Below are 26,023 nucleotides of genomic sequence, written 5' to 3' on the forward strand. Positions count from 1 at the left end.
TCTGCACCTGTTGTCGATGGGCTTCATGGGGCTTTTTTCAGGCGCCAGAGCTTGTACGCCAGATGGCCGTTCCTGTAGGCCTTGACGCCGCTGTCATCGAAGAAGTGGAACATGGTGTCGAATGCGTGCCAGACCTCGGGCGGCAGCGGCGTGCCCTGTTGCTTCTTCTCGTTCACCAGGCTCTTGAGCAGGTGCTTGAGGTGACCTTGCTCGCTTTCGAAGGCCCTGAGCACGCCTTCGGAAATATCGGCGTGATCGCGCACCTCGAAGCGCGCATGGCGAATCATCGCTTCGTGCTGTTCCAGCACGTTCTCGAAGAAATCGACGCCGATGCTGTCACGCTCGTTCAAGGTGCTGGGGTTGTCGCCCTTCATGGTGTCGGCGTACAGGAACCAGCCATCGTCCTTCAGTACCCGGCGCACCTGCGTGCCGAAGGTATCGAGGTCGGGATAGCAGTGCGACGACTCGATATTGATCACGACGTCGAACTGCTTGTCGGCAAACGGCAGGGCCATGGCGTCGCCCTCGACGAAGGTCAGCCCCGGCAGGGCATGCACCCGGTTGCACAACTCGATATGCGCCGGGCAGAAATCCATCCCGGTGACGGACGCCGCCCCGGTGTAGCGGGCCAGGTAGGAGCAGTTGCCGCCACGCCCAGAGCCGACTTCCAGGACCTTCTTGCCGCGCAGGTCGATATTCCCCAGCAGGGTGCGAATCAGGTTCGCCGAGCATTTCTGCTCCAGGTCCCGGTCATCGATCCAGTCGAAGTCGCTGTCCCTGGCCAGGTAGCCGTAGTTGAGGAACGTCAGGCGCTGGTCGGGGAACATCCGGGTCATCATGTCGTACCACTGGCTGATCGGCGATACGGTCACTGGTTCTTGGGTCGTCATTTCTACCTCCATGTGAGAAAGCTGCAAAGGGCTCCGCCACAGCAGCATAGAGGTGATGGCCAAGATGCCGAGGATTTTTTCTCACGGCCCCGAGCCGTTCCGGATCGGCTCCTATACTGCGAGCCGTCATTATCGCAATTCATTTCAGGATGAAATTCATGCCTTATCTTTTCCAGGGACAGAAGTCTTGCGTGGTGTTCATGTTTCCCGGCCAGGGCTGCCAGTTCTACCAGATGGGTCGCGAGCTCTATCAGAACAACCTGCGGTTCCAGCACTGGATGAACGAACTCGATAGCCTGGTGCGCGCCGAACTGGGCCAGTCGGTGGTCGCCACGATCTACCACGACAGCCATCCACGCTCCCAGGTGTTCGATGACATCCGCCTGAGCCACCCGGCGATCTTCATGGTCGAGTACGCGTTGGGCCGGACCCTGGCCGAGCAGGGCGTCAAGCCTGACCTGCTGCTGGGCGCCAGCCTCGGGGAACTGGCCGGCGCCGCGCTGGCCGAGATCATCGCGCTGCCCGAGGCGGTGCGCCTGGTGGTGCGCCAGGGGCAGTTGTTCCACCAGCAGCAAGGCGCAACGGGCACTGGCGCGATGCTGGCGATCCTGGCTCCTCCGTCGCTGTTCCAGGAACTGCCGGCGTTGCACGAGCACTGCGATATCGCCGCCTACAACGCCCCCTCGGTCATGGTGGTGGCGGGCTCGGCCAGTGCGATCGCCGAGGCCGAGCGCCAGCTCAATGCCCGGGACGTGGTCTACCAACGCTTGCCGGTGAACCAGGCCTTTCACTCGCGGCATATCGACTTTCTCAAGCCCGAGGTCGACGCCCTGTTTCGCCAGGTGGCCTGGCAACCGGCACAGACCCCGGTGGTTTCCTGCCACGGCGGCCAGGTCCTGGAGCGGCTGGACGGCGACCACTACTGGCAGAGCATTCGCCAGCCGATCCGCTTTTCCCAGACCCTGGCACAGCTCGAGCAGCAAGCCGCCGAGCGCGGCGAGTCGATGATCTACCTCGACCTCGGGCCCAGCGGCACCCTGGCCAACCTGGTCAAGCAGAACCTGCGCGAGCGCTCCTTGCCGCAGACGATCGCGGTGTTGAGCCCGTTCGGCCGTGACCTGGAGAAGTTCGACGAGGCCCTGACCCTGGGCCGCGCCTTGCAGCCGTTGCCGACCGCCATCCAGCCGGACATGGCGGCGGCACCATCGGTGCAGGCACCGCTCGACATCCCGCGGCAGGCGCCAGTCCTGTCCCCGCCACCACGGCTGGTCCAGCGACCGTCGACGCCATTGCCATCCGGCCCCAAGCGGGTGTACCTGTTTCCCGGGCAGGGTTCGCAACGCCTGGGCATGGGGGCGGAGCTGTTCGAGCAGTTCCCCGACCACCTGGCGCAAGCGGACCAGATCCTCGGTTATTCGCTCAAGACCCTGTGCCTGGAAGATCCCGAGCGCCAGCTGTCCAACACCCGGTTCACCCAGCCGGCGCTCTATACCGTCAGCGCCCTGGCATTCCTGGCCAGGCAGCAGGCCGATCCGCGCAAGCCCGACTTCCTGGCCGGACACAGCCTGGGTGAATACTGCGCCTTGTTCGCCGCCGGGGCATTCTCCTTCGAGACCGGCCTGAAACTGGTGAAAAAACGTGGCGAGCTGATGGCGCTCGCCACCGGAGGCGGCATGGCGGCGGTCATCGGCCCGAGCCCTGATGAGGTCCAGGCGTTGTTGAACCGTCATGCCCTCGGGGCCCTGGACATTGCCAACTACAACTCACCGTCCCAAGTGGTGCTGGCCGGTCCTGTGGTGGCGCTCAGCGAAGCCAGGGAGATCTTCCAGGCGCAGGGCATCACCTTCGTCGAACTGCCGGTCAGCGCGCCTTTCCATTCCCGCTACATGGACAGTGCCATGCGCGCCTTCAGTCAATACCTGGCGACCTTCGATTACCGGCCGCTGCAGGCCCCGGTCATCGCCAACGTCAACGCCGCGCCTTATCGCGATGGGGAAGTGGTGGACAACCTGTCCCGGCAGATCTGCGGCTCGGTGCGCTGGCTCGAGAGCATGCAATACCTGATGCGCCAGGGGGAGCTGGAGTTCGAGGAGCTGGGACCGGGTGAGGTTCTGACCAAGCTGGTCAAGGCCGCGCGCAACACCGCCTTATCGTGATCGCACCTAGCCCAGGACGCCTTGTCATGGAACCGACGACCAATGCCGCGCTGACCGACCAGCTGTTGTTCATCGCCAGTGTGCTGGCCCTGGAAAGCCGCCAGCTGATTTCCGCCAGGGGCATCAACCAGACGTTCGGCTTTGCCGAATTCACCGATGCGGCCTCGGTCAATGCCGGTCCGTTGCGGGTGATCTTCGATGCCCTCGAAGGTTGTGGCTGGTTGAGCCAGGCGAGCGATGATCAGTATTTTTTCAAGGGCCCGGCATCGGCCATCGCCTTGCTGCCCAGCCAGGCCAGCCAGCTGTTCTCCTGGCTGGCGCCAGAGCTACCGCAAGCCGCAGAGCTATCGCCGGCAGGCCCCTGGCTGGAACTGGCGGCGCTGGACTGGAACCTGCATTGCCCGGTACTCCGCCAGGGCCTGGACCAGTTGCTGGCGCTGGGGCTGCTACAGCGGTTGCAACGCAACGCAGGAATCGATGTCGACAGCGGCCGGGTCGATCCTGGACGCCTGGCGGCTGGGCCGATGGATCCCGACGCCCGCCGCCGGTTGAGTGATTTCCTGCGGGGCCAGCGCTGGATTCGCCGGGAGGAACGCCATCTGGTGCTCGCCCCCGAGCGCCGAACACTGCTGGCCGAGCTATTGAGCCAACCGTTCCTGGCCTATTTCGCCAGCTTGCCCGCCATGGTCGAAGAGCTCCTGTTCGGCCAGGAGGAGCGCTGGGCACAGGCGCTGCAATGGCTCCAGCAGGCAGGCGAGCAATACGCCTGGCCGGGAGATAGACCGACGCTGGAGCTGCTGTTGGGCCAGCTTTTCGATGCCCAGCCAGTGTCTGCCCAGGCGCAGTGGGTCGTCAGCCTGGGTCGCTCCCCCGCGGGCACCCTGGACCAGCTGGAGCACTGGGTAGGCCGGCATACCGCTCGGGGGCGGGCCCTGGAACACCACCCGCTGCGATGGCTGGAGCTGGATCGCGCCCTGGCCGGTGAACCGCAGGCGGCGCGCCAACAACTACAAGAGGCAGGCGTACCGGGTGATGCACGGATTCTGTGGCTGGGTATCGGCCAGCAGAACCTGCTGCCACCCCAAGCCTCGACGCCGCGCCCGCCGTCCCTGGTACCACGGCGTCATTACCTGGACCTCGCCGGGCAGGCGGTGGATGGCGCCGCGGTGCTGGCCAGCCTCGAGCGTTCGGCCGCAGGCCTGGCGATGCTGACTGGCGAGCAGTTGCTGGTACTCAGTGACAGCCACTGGTACCCGGGCGACCACTGGGCCGGCAACCTTGCCTGCCACTATCCGGTCGAGGCCGCGCACTACCTGATGGCGCTGGCCGGAGCCGGGCTGTTCGCCGAGCCGGGCATGCTCCACAAGTTCCCCCAGGATGGCCTCGGTTGCAGCGCCACCAGCGGTTGCTACAAGCGCCGCGAGTATCGTGTCCGCCATGCAGCCCCGGGGGACATGGGCGCCTTGCTGGAGCTCGAACAGGCTTGCTGGCCAGCAGGCGGGCGAGTCGATGAAGCGATCCTGCGGCGCCGCTTGCGCCAGGATCCTGCGGGGCAATTGGTCCTGGAACTCGGCGGGCAAGTGGTGGGCGTGATCTATTCCCAGCGCCTCTTGCGCATCGAGGACTTGGCCACGGTCAATTTCGCCACCGTCGACCAGCTGTTCCACGGCAAGGGCAGGATCGTGCAGATCCAGAGCCTGAATATCTTGCCGGCGCACCAGTACAGCGGCTATGGCGACCAGTTGCTGGAGCTCATGCTGCAATACTGCACGCTGCAAAACGGCGTGGACACGGTGGTCGGCGTGACCCGTTGCAAGGACTATCCCCGGCACCGGCACCTGGCCCTGGCCGACTATATCCAGGCACGTGACGAGCGAGGAGGGCTGCTGGATCCGATATTGCGCTTCCATGAACAGCACGGTGCGCGGATCGAGAAACTGGTTGCTGGCTACCGGCCCGCCGATGCCGACAACGCCGGCCATGGCGTCCTGGTGCACTATCACCTGGCTGGCCGCCAATGCCAGCAACCGCAACCTGTGGCGCCACGGCTCGAACAACCGGGTATCACGCCCGAAGTCGCCGTGCGCCAGGCGCTCAACCGTTGCCTGGGGCAGGCACCGGAGCGACCCGTATCGGCGCAGCACAGCCTGATGGAGCTGGGGCTGGATTCGGCGGACCTGCCAGGACTCGGCGAAGCGCTGGGCAGGGCCTTCGGCCTGGTCCTGGAGCCGAGCTTTTTCTTTCGCTACAACAACCTCGGGAAAATTCTCGACGCCGTGCAGGAGCGCCTGGGCGGCCCCGCATCGCCCGGGGCCGAAGCGCAGGCGGCCCATGTCACCCCGGCGTCCCAACCGCCAGCGCTGTCCGCCACCCCAGGGGACGATTTTGCCGTGGTGGGCATCAGCGGTTCCTTTCCCGGTGGCGGATTGGAAGGTTTTTACGCCGCCATTCACAACGGCACCAGCCAGCTTCGCGAAGTACCGCCCGAACGCGGCATGGCCGGGCCTGTGGCCGGCTACATCGACGGTATCGAATATTTCGACCCCGGGTTCTTCTCGCTCTCGGCGGCGGAAGCCGCGCTGATGGATCCGCAGCAGCGTCTGCTGCTGCAGCATGCCTGGCTGGCCCTGGACGATGCGGCGATCAGTGCCGCGGATTTTGCCCGGCAGCCGACAGGGGTGTTCATAACCGCCGCCCCGAGCCAATACCCTGAAGTCGTCGAGGTGCCCTGTAGCAGCCCGTACCTGCTGACGTCTTCTGCGCCGTGCATGTACGCCAACCGGATTTCCTGGTTCCTCGACCTGCGTGGCCCCAGCGAATACTGCAATACCGCTTGCTCGTCGGCGCTGGTAGCCGTGCACCGGGCCATGCAGGCAATGCGCAGCGGCGAATGCCGGCAGGCGCTGGTGGGCGCGGTGAACCTGTTGTTGTCCGCGGATGAAACCGCGGGCTACCGGCAAATGGGCCTGCTCAGCGAACATGCGCAGACCCGCTCGTTCCAGGCTGGGGCCGATGGTTACGTGCGCGCCGAGGGGGTCGGCGTGCTGCTGCTCAAGCCACTGGCCGACGCGCTGCGCGACGGTGATCGGATTCACCTGAAGATCAAGGGCAGCGGCGTGAGCCATGGTGGCCACGGGATGTCCCTGACCGCACCGGATCATGACGGCATGCAAGCGGCGATGGTCGCTGCCTATCGTCGCGCCGGGGTCACGCCCCAGACCCTTGGCTACGTAGAAGCCCATGGCACCGGTTCGGCATTGGGCGATGCGATTGAGATCGACGCGCTACAGGCGGCCTACCGAGAGCTGGGAGACGGACAAGCGGTCGTCGCGCCCTGGCACCTGAGCAGTTTGAAGCCGTTGATCGGGCACTGCGAGCTGGCTTCGGGCATGGCGGCACTGTTCAAGGTGATCGATGCGTTGCGCCAGCGGCGGTTACCGGGAATTCCTGGCTATGGCCAACCCAACCCGGCGATCAGCCTCGATCCGCAACTGTTGTCGCTCAGTGCACAGAACCGGCCATGGCCGGCCATGCGCGATGCTCGTGGGCAGGAGCTGCCTCGTCGGGCAAGCATCAACAGCTACGGTTTCGGCGGAGTCAACGCCCACTTGGTGGTGGAGGAGCCTGACGTCCAGCCGCGCCCCCCTGGCCTGGCTCATGGCCCGCAATTGATCCTGCTGTCGGCGCAGGATGGGCAACGCCTCAGGGAACAGGCCGCCTTGCTTGGGGAGGCCATCGAGCGCCAGCCGGAGCTGGACCTGGCCGACATCGCCTATACCTTGCAAGTGGGGCGCACCGCGATGGCTTGCCGCTGGGCCAGCCAGGTGCAAAGCATCAGCGTCTTGCGGCATCAGCTCGACGCACTGGCCCGGGGCCTGGGCGATTCTCCGGTGTGGGTCGAGGAGGTGCCGCCAGGCAACCACGGCTCGCTCGACCAGGCCCTGGCGACAGCGGACCTCGGCGCCCTGGCCGCTGCCTGGTTGCAAGGGCGCAGCATGCCTTGGCAGCAACTGCAGCGCCCACAGCCGCCGCGACGCGTCGGTCTGCCCGGCTATGCCTTCGCCCGGCAGCGCCATTGGCTGCCGCCGCGCCTGGCGGCGACCACGCGCCCCGCGGCCCCTTGTCCGCAGCCGGGCCGGGACCTGCGCCAGATCCTCGCCCAGGTGCTGGGTTGCGACCCGCAGGCGCTGGCCGGGTGCGAGGCGCGCAGCCTGGCCAGCCTGGGGCTCGACTCGCTGGGGGCGGTGGGCCTCAAGGCCAGGCTCGAACAGCGGTTGCAGGTAGCGGTCCCCCTGGCCCAGCTCAGCCCGTACCTGAGCCTTGGCGAGGTCGAGGCTTACCTGGCGACGCTGGACCACGATGGCGAGCAAGGACTGCTGCCAGTGTTGCAAGCCGAGCCCGAAGCCGCCTGCCAGCCGTTTGCCCTCAACGATATCCAGCAATCGTTCTTGTCGGGGCGCATGCTCCTGGCCGAGACCGAGCGGGTCGGTTGCCATATCTTCCTGGAGTTCGACTGGCCGGAACTGGACGTCTACCGCCTGGAGCAGGCGTGGAACCGACTCCTGGCGCAGCATGACGCGCTGCGTTTGAAAATGCTGGACGATGGCCGCCAGCAGGCCGGTCCGGCACTGCCATATCGCTTCAAGGTCCGCGACTTGCGCCGCAGTGATAGCGCCGAGCGCGAACGCTCGCTGATCGCCTTGCGCGCATCGATGTCGCACCAGCTCTACCAGGTGGGTCAGGAGCACTTGTTCACTATCGCGGTATCGCTGCTGGACCAGGGGACCAGCCGGGTCCACCTGAGCATCGACGAGTTGATCGTCGATGCCACCTCGCTCGAAGTGCTCTTGCAGCAATGGCTGCAGGTCTACCGGGAGCCTGCGGCCGTCCTGCCTGGGCAGGATCTGAGGTTCCGTGATTATCAATTGGCCCTGGACGCCTTCAAGGCATCGCCGCGCTACCAGCGGGACCTGCGGTACTGGGTTGACAAGCTGGCCCAACTGCCGGCGGGTCTGTACCTGCCCAAGGCGCCGGGGCCTGCCGGTCGTCATCGCCGTCGCCTGGTCCGAACCCTGGACCGCGAACGCTGGCGGCGCTTGAAGGAGCAGGGCGCGGCCCTGCAGGTTTCCGGCAGCGCGTTGCTGCTTGGTCTGTTCGGCCTGGTCCTGCAGCAAGCCAATGCCGGACAGGGCTTTTCCCTGATATGCACCTGCTACGGCCGGCTCCCCCTGCATCCGGATATCGATAGCCTGGTGGGGCCACTGATCTCGACCCAGCTGTTTTCCTTTGCTGCGGCGCAAGGACAGGACCTGGCGCAATGGCTGCAACAAGCGCAGCGCCAGTTGCTGGAGGACCTCGACCATGGCTGTGTGGGCAGCGTTGCCGCGCTGCGCGAGGCTCGGCGTACCGAGGGCCAGGGGCCGCGATTCAGCGGAGCGGAGGTGGTCTTCACTTCGATGCTCAACAATCCGGCGATCAATGGAGCCCCGGGGTTTGCCGACGCCCAGCACTACTGCGTGACCCAGACCCCGCAGATCAACCTCGATCACCAGCTGCGCGAGCGTGCCGGGGTGCTGGAGTTCAGCTGGGATGTGGCCATCGATTGCTACCCCGAAGGAATGCTCGAGAAGTTGTTCGAGGATTACTGCCAATTGCTGGCCCGCGTGGCCGATACCGATGCCGGGTGGAAGGCATTGCCGGTGAGCGAACTGGTTGTCGTCGCGCCTTTTCAAGTGCTTCCAGTCGCAGCGTCCGGGCGCCCCTTCGCCTTGACCGATCAGCAGCAGGCCTATGCCTTCAATCGCACCTTGCATCCGGGCCAGGGCAACGCGCAGCTGTATTGCGCTGTGGCGATCGACGACCTTGACGTTGCGCGACTGGGCCGTGCCTGGCAGCAACTGATGGCCCACCATCCGATGCTGCGTACGCGCGTCCTGGCCAATGGCACCCAGCAGGTGATGGAGCCGGCCCCTTCGGCGCAACTGGAGCTGGAGCCGCACGGCCCGGGGGGCGACGCTCGACGCATCGCCGAACGGCTGCTGGGACAAGTGACCGCGCTGGGCGACTGGCCCCATGCCTGGCTTCGGGTGAGCCCCCTGGACGGTGGTTGCCAGGGGGTGCACCTGGCGGTGGACTTGCTGCTTATCGACCTGCCCAGCCGCAACCTGCTGCTGCGCCAGTTGCTCCAGCTCTACCACGGCCAGCCTCTGGCGCCGCTGAACATCGATTTTGCCGGGTACGTCGCGGCGCTCGAAGGCTACAAGCGCACGCCGGCGGCAGGACCGGCCTTGGCCTACTGGCAAGAGAAGTTCCGCCACCTGCCATGCGGGCCGCAGCTCGACGATGGCGGCGCCGGCAGTGTCGCGTACCTGGAGTACGAGCACTGCCTGGCCTGCTGGCCAGCCCTGCGCACGCGTATCCACCGGGCAGGGATCTCGGCCGATGCCTTGTTGATCGCCGTCTATGCCCGAAGCATCGCCAGGCACGGTTGGCCAGCGCCATTCACCCTGGTGGCCCCGGGCTGGCAGAGACCGGCGGCGCACCCGCAGGTGGACGCCCTGGTGGGTGACTTCACCACATTGAGCTGGATCGACTTTCACGATCGCCCGGCGACGCTGCTTGAGGAGGCCCGGCGTTGCGAGCGGATCTTCGCCGAGGATCGCCGGCATGCCTGCGTCAGTGGCTTGCAGGCCCTGCGCAAGATGGCGACGAATCGCCAGTCGGCGCGCAAGCTTGAGTTCCCGGTGGTGTTTACCCGGCTGGATCCGCAAGGTCCCCTCGGACTCCCCGAAGGGGCGACCCTGGTGAAGAGTGCCAGCCGCACCCATGGGGTGGCGCTGGACAACCTTAGCAGCGAGTTGCCGCAAGGCTTGCTGATCCATTGGGACCTGGCGCCCGGGCGCCTGGATCCTGCACGGGTGACGGCGATGTTCGCCGACTACTGTCGCCTGCTGGAGCGCCTGGCTGGCGATGATCAGGCCTGGTACGAGCCAGGTTGAGCTCCCGGTAGGCTGTTGGCGGTGCGAGCTGCTTTGGCTACCGTAATCTTCGCGTGAAGAGCTGGGCCGAGCTGGCGAACCTGGAGCCGCCGCCCACTGGCAGGTACGGCTAGCGGGCGCTGTGTCGGCCCAGCACCTGCTCCAGCCCCTGGCGGTAGGTAGTGACCTGGAACTCGGGGAAGCGCTGCTTGAATTTCGATGAATCGAACAGGTTGTCGTATTCGTAGCGCGGCAGCAGTTCGCGCAGCTCACGGACCTGGCTGGAAACCAGGCCGGCGGCCAGCAGGGTCCACTTGCCCAGAACCTTGTAGGAGGGCGCCTTGCCCTGCACCTGTGCAGCCAGGCCGACCAGTTCCTTGTAGGTCAGGCGTTGATCGTCGCAGGGCAGGTGCCAGGTCTGCCCATAGGCATCCGCGGTATTGCCGAGCAGCCCCAGGGCGCGACTGGCGTCGGGGGTCCAGATCAGCGTGCGCTTGGTGTCGTCGCGCACTGGCACTCGCGGCGTCTTGCCAGCCTTGAGGTTATCCAGGACCAGGCTGTTGGTGATGCTCTGGGTCTTGCCTGGGCCATAGAATTCCGGCGCCCGGCCGATCAGCACCGGAATGTCGCCGCGGGCCATCTCCTGCAGCACCATGGAGGCCATGGCGGCTCGGACCTGGCCCTTGCGGCCGACGGGCTGGAAGGGCGCGTCTTCGGTGAGCAGCCGATCGTCTTGCGGGTACATGTAGGTGTTGTCGAAATAGACGAACTTGGCGTTGGCCGCGCGCGTCGCTTCGAGAGCGTTTTTCAGCATCAGCGGGAATTGCTGCTCCCACAGGCGAGTGTCCGGCGGCAGGCCGGCGGTGAAATACACGATGCTGCTGCCCTCGATGGCCTTGGCGGCCTGGTCGGCATCCAGCAGGTCGGCCGGTAGCAAGGTGTCGGACGGATTGACCTTGGCCGGGTTGCGGCTGACCAGCCGCAGCGCATCGGTATGGCTGCTGGACAGTTCTCGCGCCAGCTCTATGGCGATCTGCCCACTGGCTCCCAATATGGTTTGCATGCTGTGTCCTTGAGTCGTTGCAGACGTTGCGTAGTCGCCGCGTGGAGCCTGCGGGCCAACCTCGATCTGCTGTTCGGCAGACCTGGCCCATTGAGCTTAGCGAATCCACGTGCGCCTGCCGGCCATGGGGCTTGGGCGAGGTCGATTGGTGAATCGAAAGGCGGTGGTTCTGCGGCCACGGCAAACCTTAACTTTAAAGTCATCTTTAAGGTCAAGCGTTTATCCAGCGGTGAAATCCAGCGCGCTGTCAACTCGCTGCCCGCTGCCGCAGCGGCCAGCCAAGGCCCGGAAATCCGGGGCGCAATCATATGGGGCCAGCCGGCCATTCGAGCCCAGGTGCCGAGCGCAGGCGCAGGTTTGGGGATGTTTATTCGTCGGATTTCGCCACTCGCAAATGGCGCGATCCAATGAGCTGACTAGGCTTTTTTCTACTTCTGGTGCCAGCCCGTACACAGGCCGCACCGCTCGAGCCAGGCGCCGGCCAGCGACGCTGTAACCGAGACCGCTTTGCGTGCGGGGAAGGCGATTCTTGTCAGGAGGACAAGACATGAACTCTACAAGGGACGGTGCGTATCACATCTTTGGCGTCTGCCATGAACCCGACAGCCGCTTGTTCGTCGACTACGCCGTCGACGACCCCGGCGCATGCGAGCCCCGACTCCTGGATTTCATCCGTTGCTCCAGCGACCCCGCGCTGGCCCGCTGGCCTGCCCGGACACAACTGGCCAGCGGCGATGTCTTCGAAATCGAATGCGTGCAGGACGTGAGTGCAGCGCAGGAAGCGGTGGAGTTCTGGCGTGCGTACTTTCGCATGCTCGGCATGACCGTCTTCGAGGCCCGCCACCTGGTGGACCGGACCGGCGAATGATCCATCCGGGAAGTGCCATGCGTTCGCACGTCGAGCATTCCAGGTCCTGAGCACACCTCAAGACCTGGCCTGTACCGGGGCCAATACCCCCACATCCCTGCATGAACCCCATGCCGCCAAGACGCTGGCCACTAGCTGCTGCGGATACCGCTGGAGGTATGTCGTGACCGATCTACTCAATCGCCTCGCCGATGGTTGGCTAGCGCTGCCGGTGCTCGAGGCCCTTGGCCAACATGGCGTGCTGCGCGCCCTGGAAAGCACGCCCGACGGCATCAGCGCCCGCAGCCTGGCCCGGGCCTGCGCCGCCAACGAGGGCCAGTTGCGGGTGGCCTTGCGTCTGTTGCTGGAGCTGGGATGCCTGGTGCAGTTGGCCAACGATCACTACAGGCTGACGCCAGGGATGAGCATTCGCATCCCAGCCGGCGCCGGCGCACTGAATCGCCTGTCGCTGCCGCAGTTGCTGGGCGAGCCCGCCGGCCACGAACTGCGCTCCTGGCTCGAGCGTTCCGCTGGTGGCTGGGAAAATGCTCCCGAGCCGATGGCGACCTGCCTGGACGGGGCACTGCTGGCACCGTTAGTGATAGCGCTGGAACAGGCCGGTGGCGCGCAGGTCCTGCAAGAGCAGGGGGCTAGCACCAGAGGGCCGGCCACAGGACTGTCCAGTGCGGTGCTGGAGGCGCTGCGCCGATACTTCGAGCAACGTACCTGGGGATATTGGCAAGGCCACGGTTTTTGCCTGAACGATGCCGGCCGTGCACTGCTGGAGGGCACCGCGCAGTTGCGCGCGAGCCTGGCCTGGCAACCGCTGCCGGACCGATTGCAGGCATTGCTGTTCGGCGATGCCAGCTCGATCCAGAAACCCAGGGAGGAAGATGCAGGTTCTTGGCCGGCCGAGTATCTCGCTGCGTTCGAGGCTGCCGTCGTCGCTCGATTCGACCAACAGCCGCTCGAGCAACAACCAGGTTATCTCGTCGAGGTGGGCTGCTCCGATGGGGCGTTGCTGCGTCGCCTGTACCTGGCTATCGCCAATCACAGTCGGCGTGGCCAGCAGCTCGAGCGCTACCCGCTGCGGCTGATCGGCGTCACGGCCAACAGCACCCAGCAGGCCCGGGGGCAACAAACCCTGGAAGGCCTGCCGCACCTGCTATTGACCGGTGACATCGGCGATCCCCAGGGATTGCTCGCCAGCCTGGGCGCCAACGGTATCCGCGACCCGGAGAACATCCTCTATATCCATGCCTTCCAGGAACATCGGCGGGCCTGGCAGCCGCCAGGCTCGACCCGGGGCATCGACGACCAGCGCCATGCGCGCCCAAGCAGCGTTCATGTGGATCGACATGGAGCGTGCATCGAGCCGGCGGCAGCCTTGCAGGGCCTGGTCGAACACCTGGCCCGCTGGCAGGAACTCACCACACACCACGGCCTGATACTGCTGGCCGCCCATTGCCTGCACCCTGACAGCGCCCGGCAGCATGCCCGGCGCAGCGGGGCGGTGCATCTGGACGCCAGCCACGGTTTTGCCGGGCACCAGCTGTTCGAGGCGCCGGTGTTCCTGATGGCCGCGGCGCAAGCCGGCTTGTTTCCGGATCGGGCCGTGGCCCAGGGCTTGCCCCGTGGCGAGCCGTTCACCCAGGCCAGCCTGAATCGGCTGTTGCCACGGCGTTACCGCATCCGCCACCCACTACCCAGGGACTTGCCACGGCTGCGGGAACTGGAGCTGGCCTGCTGGCCCAGCGGACTGGGCGCTACCGAAGCGGTGTTGCAGCGTCGGTTGGCGCTCTACCCCCAGGGCCAGCTGGTGCTCGAGTACCAGGGGCAGCTAGTGGCGGCGATCTATTCCCAGCGCTTGGCGGCGGTCGACCAGCTACGCCACAGCGATTGCTTCCAGGTCGAGGCCTTGCATGATCCGGCCGGCCCCGTCGCGCAGCTGCTGGGTATTTGCGTGCATCCGGAACACCAGGGCGAGGGGCTGGCCGATGAGCTGATCGATTTCACGCTGGTGTACCTGGCCAGCCTCGACGCAGTGCGCAGCGTGGTCGGGGTGACGCGCTGTCATCACTATGATGCCCGCCGAGCCGACGCCTTGTCGCTCAAGGACTACATCCGCCGCAGGGACGAGGTTTCCGGGCGCTTGCTCGAACCCATGCTGTGTTTTCACGAAAGCCATGGCGCGCAGGTGCGCGAGGTACTGGAGGGCTATCGGCCCGGCGATGCGGTCAACCGTGACGCCGGGGTCCTGGTGGAATACCCCGATGTGCGGACCATGGCCCCGCCACTCAAGACAACGGCAGCGCCATCACCGGCCGTCCCGTCCGGACAGTGGCCGCAGGTGGTAGGCCAATTGCTGCTGGGGGTGTTGGGCGAAGCCCGGGCCGAGGCCTATGGCGAGCACGTGCCATTGATGGAAATGGGCCTGACGTCGTTGCAGATGCTCGATTTGCGCCATCGCCTGGCGGAGCGCCTGGCCAGCCCGCTGCCGGCCACGTTCTTTTTCCAGCACGGGACCCCGGCGGCGATCATCGCCTATCTGCAAAACCACGGCGCCCCGGCCCACGAGCGAACCAGGCACGCGCCTCCACCGGCAGCCGAGCCGGCGCCTTGCACTCCCGGCCCCGGGGGCATCGCCATCGTCGGCGTGGGCTGTCGCTTTCCTGGCGGCGCCTCCTCACCGGAGCGTTTCTGGAGCCTGTTGCAACAGGGCGTCGATGCGGTTGGTCAGCGGGATGGCCTGGACGACGAGCCGGAGCGCGGTGGTTTCATCGAGGGGGCGCAGGAGTTCGACCCACGTTTCTTTCGCATTTCCCCCAGGGAGGCGCAGCTGCTCGATCCCCGGCAGCGGCTGTTGCTGGAAACCGCCTGGGAGGCACTGGAGCAGGCGGCGATCGCGCCAGGCAGCTTGCGTGGCTCCAGCACCGGGGTGTTCGTCGGCCTGATGGGACATGGCTATGACGTGCTCTTGCGGCAAACGGCGCAGGGGCACGAGTCCAGGCCGGCCTTCACCACTGGCAACGCGGCCTCGGTCGCCGCCGGGCGGTTGGCGTACTTCTTCGACTGGCATGGGCCGGCGCTCTCGGTGGACACCGCTTGCAGTTCATCGCTGGTGGCGATCCACCTGGCCTGTGAAAGCCTGCTGGGCGGCAAGTGCCAGATGGCCCTGGCCGGTGGCGTGAACCTGCTGCTGGATCAGGCGGAGTCCGAGGCCTTCCGCGCTGCCGGCATGCTCTCGCCGCGCGGCCGTTGCAGCACCTTCGATGAGGCCGCCGATGGCTATGTCCGGGGCGAAGGCTGCGGACTGCTGGTGCTCAAGCGTCATGCCGACGCCCTGGCTGCCGGCGACTCGATATGGGCGGTCATCCGCGGCAGTGCGATCAATCACGATGGCGCCAGTGCCGGGCTGACCGTGCCGAACCAGGCGGCCCAGCGCGTGGTCATCGAAGCCGCGCTGGCCCAGGCCAGCCTGGCCCCGCATCAGGTGCAGTACCTGGAAGCCCACGGCACCGGTACCCGCTTGGGCGATCCGATCGAGGTGCAGGCCGCCGCCCAGGCATTGGGGGCTGGCCGACAAGCGCAGCGTCCGCTGTTGCTCGGTTCGGTCAAGACCCAGCTTGGGCACCTTGAGGCCGCCGCCGGCGTGGCGGGGCTGATCAAGGTCATCCTCGCCATGCGTAAGGGACAGATTCCCGGGCAGCTGCATTTTCGCTCACCCAACCCGCAGGTGGACTGGGCCAACCTGCCGGTGCAGGTGGTCGACCGGCCGCGCCCGTGGTTCGCCGGCCGGCGGATTGCCGGCGTCAGCAGCTTCGGTTTCAGCGGCACCAACGCCCATGTGCTGCTGGAAGCCTGTGAACCACCGCCATCTGCCGCAGCGGATATTGCTGAGCCAGTGCTGATCCTGCTTTCGGCGCGGACCCGCGACAGCCTGCTGGCCAGCGCCGAACGCTTGCGCGCGGTGGTGACGGATGGCCGATTCGCCCCGGCGCAGTTGCGCGATATCGCCTACACCCTGCAGGTCGGGCGTGAGGCCATGGCTCATCGCCTGGCGCTGCTGGCCCGTTCATTGGCGGAGCTGGCCAGCAAACTGGCAGGGCTGGGCCAGCCCGGGGTCGAGGCTGGCGAGCTGTGGCAGGGCGAAGCCTCCCAGGATCACCCGCCGCCTGCCGATGCCCCGGCCAACGTGGCCCAGGAACGGCTGCAAGTCCTGGCGCAACGCTGGGTCCAGGGAGCCGTCGTGGATTGGACGCCCCTCTACACAGCACCGTTGCCACGCCGGATCGACTTGCCGACCTATCCGTTCGCCCGCCAGCTCTGCTCGGTACTGCATGGAAGCACAACAGGGAGCATCACCATGGAGCGTCAACCCCCACAGTCGCCAACCACCGCTTTTGCGGGGGACTCGTCCCTGCCCGGGCTCGATGACGGCAAGCCGCGCAAGTTGCAGTTGCGCGCCCTGGAGGATGGACCCGCCATCGAGCCCCCGACGCCGGCGGAGCAGGCCGCGCCGGTAACCGCGCAAGACTCGCCCATGACCGCCCAACCGGTCGCGGCGCCCCGTACCCCGGAGGTTGCCCCCCATGTGCAAGCCGAGCGGCGCGCGCTACTTGAGCGCGAGCTGACCACCAGTCTCGCCGCCGCGCTGTTCCTCGATCCTGGCGAGATCGGCCTGGATCATTTGTTCGTCGACCTGGGCCTGGATTCGGTGATCGGTGTCGAATGGGTCCGTGATCTCAACCGGCGCTATGGCCTGGCGCTGAACGCACCTGTGGTTTATCAGCATTCCAGCGTCAGGCGCATGGCCGCCCTGGTCGAGCAGACCTTGCAGCCCAAGGCACCGATCCAGGTTCAAGCGCCACCGACCTCGCTTGCCCCGCAGCCGACTGTCGCCAGGGCTGCGGCCAGCCCACAACCGCCTGCACCACCAGAGACAGCGCCAATACCAGCCGCGCCTGCACCTAGTGCGGCCGGGACCGCAACGGCCAGCGAAGGTATCGCCATCATCGGCATGTCCGGGCGCTATCCGCAGGCACCGACGCTGGATGCCTACTGGGACAACCTGGTGGCCGGTCGCGACTGCGTCGAGGAGATCCCGCCAGCGCGCTGGAGCGTCGACGACTACTACGATCCCGAGGCCGGCAAGCCGGGCAAGACCTACAGCAAGTGGCTGGGCCGGCTGGATGACATCGACTGTTTCGATCCGTTGTTCTTCAACATCTCGCCGGCGGAGGCGGAATGGATCGACCCTCAGCAACGCCTGTTCCTGGAGGAGGGCTACAAGGCCTTCGAGGACGCGGGGTATCCGCCGCAGAAATTGAGCGATGCCCGTTGCGGGGTGTACCTGGGCATCATGGGCCCCAGTGAATACGGCTGGCTGGCCCAACAGCAGCGCGGCGCGGCGGAAATCACCGGCAGGAGCGAGGCGATAGCCGCCGCGCGCCTGGCCTACTTCCTCAATCTCAAGGGGCCGGCACTGCTGGTGGACACTGCTTGCTCGTCGTCCCTGGTGGCCACGCACCTGGCCTGCCAGGCGCTGCGCGGCGGCGAAGTGGATGTCGCCCTGGTGGGCGGCGCCACCCTGTACCTGTCGCCCGAGATATACATGAGCATGTGCAAGGCCGGCATGCTCTCGCCCACGGGCAAATGCCGGACCCTGGACAACGCCGCCGATGGCATCGTGCCCGGCGAGGGCGTCGGCGCCCTGGTACTCAAGCGCCTGGCCGATGCCGAGCGCGATGGCGATCGTATCCACGGTGTGATCGTCGCGTCGGGCATCAACCAGGATGGCAAGACCAACGGCATCACTGCGCCCAGCGCCAGCAGCCAGATCGCCCTGGAGCGCGAGGTGTACGCCCGCCACGGTATCGATCCGCGGAGCATCTCCTATGTCGAGTTGCACGGTACGGGAACCAAGCTGGGCGACCCGATCGAGCTGACAGCCCTGGATACGGTGTTCCGGGAACGGACCGAGCAGAGCAATTTCTGCGGCCTGGGTTCGGTCAAGAGCAACATCGGCCATACCACGGCAGCAGCCGGGGTCGCGGGGGTGCACAAGGTACTGCTGCAGATGCGCCACCGTGAACTGGCGCCGACCCTGCACTTCGCCACGCCGAACGAGCATTTCGATTTCGCCCGCTCGCCGTTCTTCGTCAATACCCATCACCAGAGCTGGCAAGTCGCCGCTGGCCAACCGCTGCGCGCGGCAGTCAGCGCCTTCGGCATCAGCGGCACCAATGCCCACGTAGTGATCGATGCCTACCAGCCGGCTGTCGCACCGGCGGCCGCCGAGGCGGGTGCCCCGGCGCTGCTGGTGCTGTCCGCGCAACGCGCTGACCGCTTGCAGGAATACGCCAAGGCGCTGTTGCGGTTCATCGAGCAGCAACCGCGACTCGACCTGGCGGCCCTGGCCTACAGCCTGCAAACCGGCCGCGCGGCCCTGGAGCAGCGGTTGGCCTTCGTCGCTACTTCGCTGGAGCAGGTACGCCAGGCGCTGCGCGACTTCATCAGCGGCACGCCATCGGCATGCCTGCTGAGCGGCGAGGTGGCGACGGCCAAGGATGCCGCTTCGGTGTTGGCCGGCGAAGAGGAGTTCCAGCAGCTGCTGGTCAGCCTGTTGGAGAAACGGCGCCTGCAGAAGCTGGCCGAACTCTGGGTCAGAGGGGTGGTGATCGACTGGTCGTGCTTGTATGGCGCCGATCGTCCGCGCCGTCTGTCGCTGCCGACCTATCCCTTCGCCCGGGAGCGCTATTGGGTAACGCCCCAGGCGGCGACTGGTTCAACGCCAGATGAGCGGGCGGTCCTGCACCCATTGCTCCACTGCAATAGTTCGACCCTGCACGAACAGCGCTACAGCACCCGACTCTCGGGCAACGAATGGTTCGTTCGCGAACACCGGGTGGCCGGGCAACCGGTGGTGCCGGGGGTGGTGCAACTGGAGTGGGCCCGCGCAGCGGCGGCCCTGGCCAGCGAACTGCCAGTGGGGCAGCCGATGCTGCTGGAGGAGGTGGCCTGGTTGCGCCCGCTGGTGGTCAGCCAGCCGCTGCTGGTGCATATCGGCCTGGTGGAAGAGCCGGGGCGCGGGGTCCGTTATGAGATCCATAGCGGTACCGGCACGCAAAAACTGCTTTATAGCCAGGGCTGGGTGCGCCCCGCGAGCGGGCAACCAGCGCCGCAGGTCGACCTGGCCGCCGTAGGTGCGTCATGCCAGTCGCAGGTGGACGTAGCCAGCTGTTATGCGCGCTTCACCGAGCAGGGCCTGGAGTACGGCGCGGGGTTTCGCGCCCTCAAGGAACTGCGCAGCGGCCCGCTGGCAGCGCTGGCGAGCCTGGCTGTGGCCAGCGCGGCACCGGGCTATACCTTGCCGCCATCCCTGCTGGATGGTGCATTGCAGGCTGTCACTGGCTGGCTGGCCAAACCGGCGCTGCAACTGCCATTCGCCCTGACCCGGGTCGAACAGTGGGGCCCGCTACCGGACCCAGCATGGGCGGTGGTGCGGCGCACCAGCGGGGAACAGGGCGCAGGGCAGAGCTTCGATGTCGACCTGGCGCACGCCGATGGCCAGGTGGCGGTGCGCTTGAGCGGCTTTTGCTGTCGCACGCCCGCGCAACCAGAGCTTGCGGGAGAGCTGACCCTGGCCCCGCGTTGGCAAACGCTAGAGGCCGTGAGGACCATCGCCGATACCCAGGACCAGCACCAGCACCTGTTGGAAGTTCCGGAGGCGATCGCTCGCCAATGGGGCACGCCCGATGGGGCGGCAGCCTGTGCCAGCTGGTTGGGTGCCAGGACCGGGTTCGACCATCTGCTCTGGCATGTGCCGCAGGGCCAGCCCGGGGTCGCACGAATCGGCCTGCAGCTGGTCCAGGCGCTTTTGGCCCTGGACTACGGTAGCCGGCCCCTGGCGTTGACGGTGGTCACCCGCCAGGCGCTGCCGGTTCTGGCCGCAGAAACCGGCGATCCAGAACAGGCCAGTGTCCACGGGCTGATGGGTTCGGTGGCCAAGGAATATAGCCATTGGCAGGTGCGCGTGCTCGACCTCGCCGGCCAGGCCCCCTGGCCTTCGGCGCAGGCTGGCCCGGATGTGCCAGAACTGCCGGGGGAAACCCTGGCCCTGCGCGACGGCCAATGGTATCGCCAGCGCCTGGTGCCCTGCGTACTGCCGGACGTCGGCGACAGTGCGCTGCGCGAACGGGGGGTCTACCTGATCCTCGGTGGTGCCGGCGGCCTGGGCACGGTCTTCAGTGAATACCTGATCCGTCGCTACCAGGCCCAGGTGATATGGCTGGGCCGCCGTGAGGCCGATGCGGCGATCGAGGCGCAACGGGCGCGCCTGGGCAGCCTCGGCCCCACGCCGCTCTACCTGCGGGCGGACGCCAACGACCGAGCGGCGCTGGAAGCCGCCGAGCAAACCGTTCGCCGCCGTTACGGCGCGGTGCATGGCGTGGTGCACGCCGCCATCGTGCTGGAGGATCGCGGCGTGGCGCAGATGGCCCCCGGGGTATTCGATGCCGCGCTACGGGCCAAGGCGGCCACCAGCGAGAACCTCGATGCGGTGTTCGGCCGGCAAGACCTGGATTTCATGCTGTTTTTCTCATCGATGCAAAGCTTCATCCGCGCCCCGGGCCAGGCCAACTACGCCGCCGGTTGCTGCTACGCCGATGCTTTTGCCCTGGGCCTGCGGGAGCGGCCATACCCGGTGAAGATCATAAACTGGGGCTATTGGGGCAGTGTCGGCATAGTGGCCAAGGCCAGCTATCGGCAGCGCATGGAGGCGGCCGGGATCGGCTCGATCGAAGCACCACAGGCCATGGCGCTGCTGGAGCGCCTGCTGGCCAGCCCACTGCCACAGCTGGCGTTCTTCAAGGCCCGGCATGCGCAAGCCGCGAGCCAATGGGCAGTGGCGGATGATCGCCAGTTGCAGATCAACGCGTCGGTGGCCCCGGTGATCTTGAATGGCGACGCCTCGCTTGGCCTGCCGCAGCGGGCGGCTCCGGTGCTGGCCGAACTGGAGCGCGCCCTGGCGCAGCTGCTACGTAATCTGCTGGCCCATCAGGGCTGGGAGCATGGCCCTGCAGGCCTGGCTTCGGCCTACGTCGGTTGGCGCGAGGATGCCCTGCGCCTGCTGGACGCCAGTGGCCAGGCGCAGGCGGCGACGGACTGGCCTGGCGCCTGGCGACAATGGGAGGCCGACCGCGAGCGCCTGCTGCAAGGCCCCGAGCAGGCCGTGGTGCACAACCAGATCCGCCTGCTCGATGACGTGCTGCCGGCGTTGCCCGGGATACTGCGCGCAGAGTGCGCGGCCACCGCAGTGCTGTTCCCGGGCGGCAGCGTGGAGCGGGTGCAGGGTATCTATCGCGGCCATCCACTGGCCGACTACTTCAACGCCGTGCTGGCGGAACAGCTGCTGGCCTATGTGACACAGCGCCTGGCCGCTGATCCCCAAACACGGTTGCGGATCATCGAGATCGGCGCGGGAACCGGCGGCACCAGCGAGCGGCTGTTCCAGCACTTGGCGCCCTATGCGCAGGCGATCGACGAGTACTGCTACACCGATGTGTCAGAGGCATTCCTGGCCCATGGGCGCGAGCAGTACGGGGAGCAGGCGTCGTACCTGCGTACCGGCAACCTGGACATAGAACGCGATCCACGCAGCCAGGGTTTCGAACCCGGGCACTACGACGTGGTGGTAGCGGCCAATGTCCTGCATGCGACGCAAGACATCCGCCGCACCCTGCGGCACGTCAAGAGCCTGCTGCGGGGCAATGGCCTGCTGTTGCTCAACGAACTGACCCAGGCCAGCCTGTTCACCCACCTGACCTTCGGCTTGCTCGATGGTTGGCGAATGGCGACCGACGTTGCGCTGCGGGTTCCCGGAACCCCGGCATTGGCGCCATCGACCTGGCGGCAGGTGCTGGAGCTCGAGGGTTATGGCTCGCTGAACCAGCCGGCGGCAGCGGCCCATGGCCTGGGCCAGCAAATCGTCACCGGCATCAGCGATGGGGTGATCGAGTTCCAGGGCGAGGCAGCGCGGCAAGCAGGGCATGAGAGCGGCGACAGTGCTGCCCGGGAAACTTGCCCAGCAAGCCCGGCGCCGAGCTCGCAGCCAACGGACTTGGCGCAAGAGCGCGGGATGCCGGTGCGCCAGGCGATCCACGAGGCGCTGTTGGAAGTGCTGAAACTCGACCGCGCCCGGGTGCAGGAGGACCAGGCCTTTGCCAACTACGGTGTGGACTCGATCACCGGCATCACCTTGATCAACGCGCTCAACCAGAAGCTCGGCCTGCGCCTGCCGGTCACGGCACTGTTCGATTTTCCGTCGCTCAGGGCGCTGGCCGAGCATATCCAGCGCACGTACCCGTCCCTGGAACAACAAACCAGCCGTGCCGAGGCGCCTGCCGCCAGGCGGCCGGTGCCGGCAGTGGCCGTAACCGAGCCCAGCCGCCGGCGCGCACTGGCCAGCGCCGAGCCTGCGCGGGCCGAGGTACTGCCATTAGCCGAGGTGGTGGAGCAAGTGCCACAGGTGTGCCGGCAATTGCGAATCGAGGGCCCGGGGCGGATCGATGAGCTGCAACCTATCGAAGCGCCCTTGCTGCCGTTGGGGCCGGACGAAGTGCGGATCGCGGTACGCGCCTTCGCCCTGAACTTCGGCGACCTGTTGTGCGTCAGCGGCCTGTATCCCACCCAGCCGCCATATCCCTTCACCCCGGGTTTCGAGGCCAGCGGCGTGGTGCTGGAGGTGGGGGGAGAGGTGTCGCGGATTGCGCTCGGCGATGCGGTGTTCGCCTTGGCTGGCGAAGCCTTGGGGGCCCACGCCAGCGTCATGACCTGCTCCCAGGACCGGGTGTTCGCCTTGCCGCAGGGGCTGTCGTTCGAGGAAGCCTGCGCGCTGCCGGTGGTGGCCTTGACCATGATCGCCAGCTTTGCCCGGGCCCAGGTCAAGCCCGGCGAGCGGGTACTGATCCAGACCGCCACCGGCGGCACCGGGTTGCTCGCCGTACAACTGGCGCAGCATGCGGGGGCGCAGGTCTACGCCACCGCCGGCTCCCAGGAAAAACTCGACTACCTGGCCGGGCTGGGAGTCGCCCACCGGATCAATTATCGCGAGGAGGACTTCGCGCAAGCGATATCGCGGCTGACCCACGGCCAGGGCGTGGACGTGGTGATCAATACCCTGGCCGACGATGCACTGCAGAAAGGCTTCAATTGCCTGGCCCCTGGCGGGCGTTATGTCGAACTGGCGATGACCGCATTGAAATCGGCCCGCAGCATCGACCTGTCGCGGCTCAACGACAACCAGTCGTTCATCAGTATCGACCTGCGCAAGCAAACCCGGGACAACCCGGTGCTGCTGCAAGAGTTGGCCGATGAAATGACCAGGCTGCTGGAGGCCGGGGTAATCCGGCCTACCTTGAGCCGGGTCTTCGATTTCAGCGAGGTGCAGGACGCCTACCGCTGGCTGGCTGACCGGCGCAACATCGGCAAGGTGGTGGTCCGGGTACCGCAAATGACAGTCGTGCCGGAGCCTGCACCGCAGCTTGCCAGTGACCCGGGCCGCCCGGAGCCGATCGCGGTAATCGGCATGAGCGGCCGGTTCGCCGGCGCCGACAGCCTGGACGACCTCTGGCAGGTCCTCGTCCAGGGCCAGGACCTGCTGGAGGACGTGACGCGCTGGGACTTGTCGCGACATTTTCCCGCCTATGCGCCTTATTGCCGGCGTGGCGGTTTCCTGCACGATATCGATTGCTTCGATCCGCTGTTCTTCAATATCTCCGGGCGCGAGGCCAAGGTCATGGACCCGCAGCAGCGCCTGTTCCTCGAAGAGGCCTGGCGCGCCTTGGAAGACGCCGGGTATGCGGGTGCTAGCGGCGAAGGCTTGCGCTGCGGGGTCTATGTGGGCTGCGCGGCGGGCGATTACCAGCGGCTGCTGGAGAGCGACGCGCCGGCGCAGGCGTTCTGGGGCAATGCCGGTTCGGTGATTCCGGCGCGCATCGCCTATCACCTCAACCTGCAGGGCCCGGCTGTGGCGATCGATACCGCCTGCTCCAGCTCGCTGGTGGCGCTGCACCAGGCCTGCCAGGGGCTGCGCACCGGGGATGCCGACTTGGCCTTGGCCGGTGGCGTGTTCGTGCAGAGCACCGAGTTGTTCCATCTCCAGGCCCAGCACGCCGGCATGCTCTCGCCCAGCGGTTGTGCCTATGCCTTCGATGCCAAGGCCGATGGTTTCGTCCCGGGGGAGGGCGTCGGTGCAGTCGTGCTCAAGCGCCTGTCCCAGGCCCTGGCCGATGGCGATGTGATCCATGGCGTGATCCGCGGCACGGGAGTCAACCAGGATGGCGCGAGCAACGGCATCACGGCGCCCAATGCCACTGCCCAGACCCGGCTGGAACTGGAGGTCTACCGGCGCCACGGTATCGAGGTCGAGCACATCGGCCTGGTGGAGGCCCACGGTACCGCGACGGTTCTGGGTGACCCGATAGAGGCCAGGGCCCTGGCCGATGCCTTCGCCCAAGTCGGTCATAGTGGCGCACCTTGTGCCCTTGGCTCGATCAAGAGCACGGTGGGGCACACGGCCACAGCGGCCGGCATCGCCGGAGTACTCAAGGTCCTGCTGGCGTTGCGGCACCGGCAAATCCCGGCGTCGGCGCATTTCGTCAGTGCCAATCCGCACATCGATTTTTCCCACGGTCCGTTCCATGTCCCCACCCGCACCGAACAGTGGCACCGGCCGGTGGCCGGGGAGCGGCTGGCGGCCGTCAGTTCATTCGGTTTCAGCGGTACCAACGCCCACGCGGTGATCGCCGAAGCGCCCGAGCGGCCGGTGCGGCCATCGGCCAGCCCGCTGCATCTGGTGGTGTTGTCGGCCAGGACCATTGCGCAACTACGGCAGCAGGCGAAGAACTTGCTCGCCCACCTGCAGTATGAGCCCGTCGAGCCAGGTGCCATGAGCCACACCTTGTTGTTGGGCCGGCGCCACCTCGAACAGCGCCTGGCCTGGGTCACCAGCGACGTGTATGCACTGCGCACGCAGCTGGCGCATTGGTTGGATGTTGGCAAACTGGTCGACGGCTACAGCGGGATCGTCGACGGTACCCGGGAAGCCTCCACCAAGGCCCAGGCCGTGGCCGACCGGTGCTTGCAAGAGTGCCGCGCGCCGGCCAATCCCGAGGTGCTCCGCGGTGCGCTGCTGTCACTGGCGCAACTGTATGTAGGGGGGATCGAGCTGGACTGGGCGCGATTGTTCCAGGGACAGCGGCCGGGCCGGGTCGCGTTGCCGACCTATCCCTTCGAGAAAGAGCGCTATTGGCCGTCTGGCAAGGAGCAAGAGGCCCGGCAGGCCGCTGCTCAGGCGCAACTGGCGTCAGTCCGGGCCGTCCCCCCGGCACCGCCCGCCACGCTGGTGCAGGTCAGCGCCAGCCAGCCAGCCGCGGCAACCGATGCCAGACCCGGCCGTCTCAAGTTGCGCTCCCTGGAGCAAGACCTGGAAGCCCTGGACAGCATCGCACCCGAGGTCGCACCGTCGGCGCAACATGTTTCCACCCCGCAGCTGCGGCCACTGCGGGTGATTGCCGAACCGGAAGACTCGGCAGTCGTCGCCGTCGAGCTGCGGTCCGCAACGCTACAAGCCGTTACCGAGCCGGTATCGGTTGCCGTCCCGCCGGTACAGCAGAACCAGCAGGTACCCGGGTTTGACCGCTACTCGCTGGAGCGTGAGCTGTCCGAGAGCCTTGCCCGGGCGCTGGGCATCGACGTGGAACGAATCCAGGCGGACAAGCCCTTCGCCTCGATGGGCATGGATTCGATCATCGCCGTGGAGTGGAGTCGCGAGATCAACAGGCGCTACGGGCTGGCCATCGGTGCGACCGCGGTCTACAAGCATCCAACCCTGGCCGGCATCGTCACCTTGGTGGCCGCTCAGCTCGAGTCGAATGCGCCGGGTATCGTAGAAGAACCCGCGCCGCTAAATGCGCCCGATCACTTGGAGCAGGCTATCGCCATGCATGTTCATCCAGCACCAGAGAGCGGGAGGAAAAATCCGTGTGCGGATTCCTGTGCTTGACTGCATTTTCATCCCGCACCCGCCA

Annotated in this window: 6 protein-coding genes; 4 read left to right on the forward strand and 2 right to left on the reverse strand. The window is 66.6% G+C overall.

Annotated elements, in window-relative coordinates:
• Positions 1-23: 23 nt before the first annotated feature.
• Complete coding sequence (locus AC3WK8_RS18855; RefSeq protein ID WP_103325483.1) at positions 24-890, reverse strand: class I SAM-dependent methyltransferase; 867 nt, start codon at positions 888-890, stop codon at positions 24-26.
• A 158-nt stretch (positions 891-1,048) separates the two neighbouring features.
• Between AC3WK8_RS18855 and fabD the strand changes: the two genes are divergently transcribed.
• On the forward strand, positions 1,049-3,046 hold the full coding sequence (fabD, locus tag AC3WK8_RS18860; protein ID WP_103325482.1) for an ACP S-malonyltransferase: 1,998 nt from the start codon (positions 1,049-1,051) through the stop codon (positions 3,044-3,046).
• A gap of 26 nt (positions 3,047-3,072) precedes the next feature.
• Entirely contained in the window at positions 3,073-10,044 is a 6,972-nt protein-coding gene (locus AC3WK8_RS18865; protein WP_103325481.1) for a GNAT family N-acetyltransferase, read from the forward strand.
• A 109-nt stretch (positions 10,045-10,153) separates the two neighbouring features.
• On the opposite strand, the gene AC3WK8_RS18870 is transcribed toward AC3WK8_RS18865, so the two are convergent.
• Positions 10,154-11,086, reverse strand: a complete 933-nt coding sequence (locus tag AC3WK8_RS18870) for an NAD-dependent epimerase/dehydratase family protein (RefSeq protein ID WP_103325480.1) — start codon at positions 11,084-11,086, stop codon at positions 10,154-10,156.
• Positions 11,087-11,633: 547 nt separating this feature from the next.
• Here AC3WK8_RS18870 and AC3WK8_RS18875 point away from each other — a divergent pair.
• Together AC3WK8_RS18875 and AC3WK8_RS18880 are read left to right on the forward strand one after the other, a co-directional pair.
• Complete coding sequence (locus tag AC3WK8_RS18875; protein WP_053129839.1) at positions 11,634-11,954, forward strand: hypothetical protein; 321 nt, start codon at positions 11,634-11,636, stop codon at positions 11,952-11,954.
• A gap of 163 nt (positions 11,955-12,117) precedes the next feature.
• A complete protein-coding gene (locus AC3WK8_RS18880) occupies positions 12,118-25,998 on the forward strand; it encodes a GNAT family N-acetyltransferase (RefSeq protein ID WP_103325479.1) in 13,881 nt (4,626 codons plus the stop codon).
• The last annotated feature ends 25 nt before the right edge of the window (positions 25,999-26,023 follow it).

This window comes from Pseudomonas sp. FW507-12TSA (genome assembly GCF_058781435.1).

Bases quoted from the DNA above. Each gene is read 5' to 3' on its own strand.
- fabD (WP_103325482.1), top strand. From the start codon at position 1,049: ATGCCTTATCTTTTCCAGGGACAGAAGTCTTGCGTGGTGTTCATGTTT.
- AC3WK8_RS18875 (WP_053129839.1), top strand. From the start codon at position 11,634: ATGAACTCTACAAGGGACGGTGCGTATCACATCTTTGGCGTCTGCCAT.
- AC3WK8_RS18855 (WP_103325483.1), bottom strand. From the start codon at position 890: ATGACGACCCAAGAACCAGTGACCGTATCGCCGATCAGCCAGTGGTAC.
- AC3WK8_RS18870 (WP_103325480.1), bottom strand. From the start codon at position 11,086: ATGCAAACCATATTGGGAGCCAGTGGGCAGATCGCCATAGAGCTGGCG.
- AC3WK8_RS18865 (WP_103325481.1), top strand. From the start codon at position 3,073: ATGGAACCGACGACCAATGCCGCGCTGACCGACCAGCTGTTGTTCATC.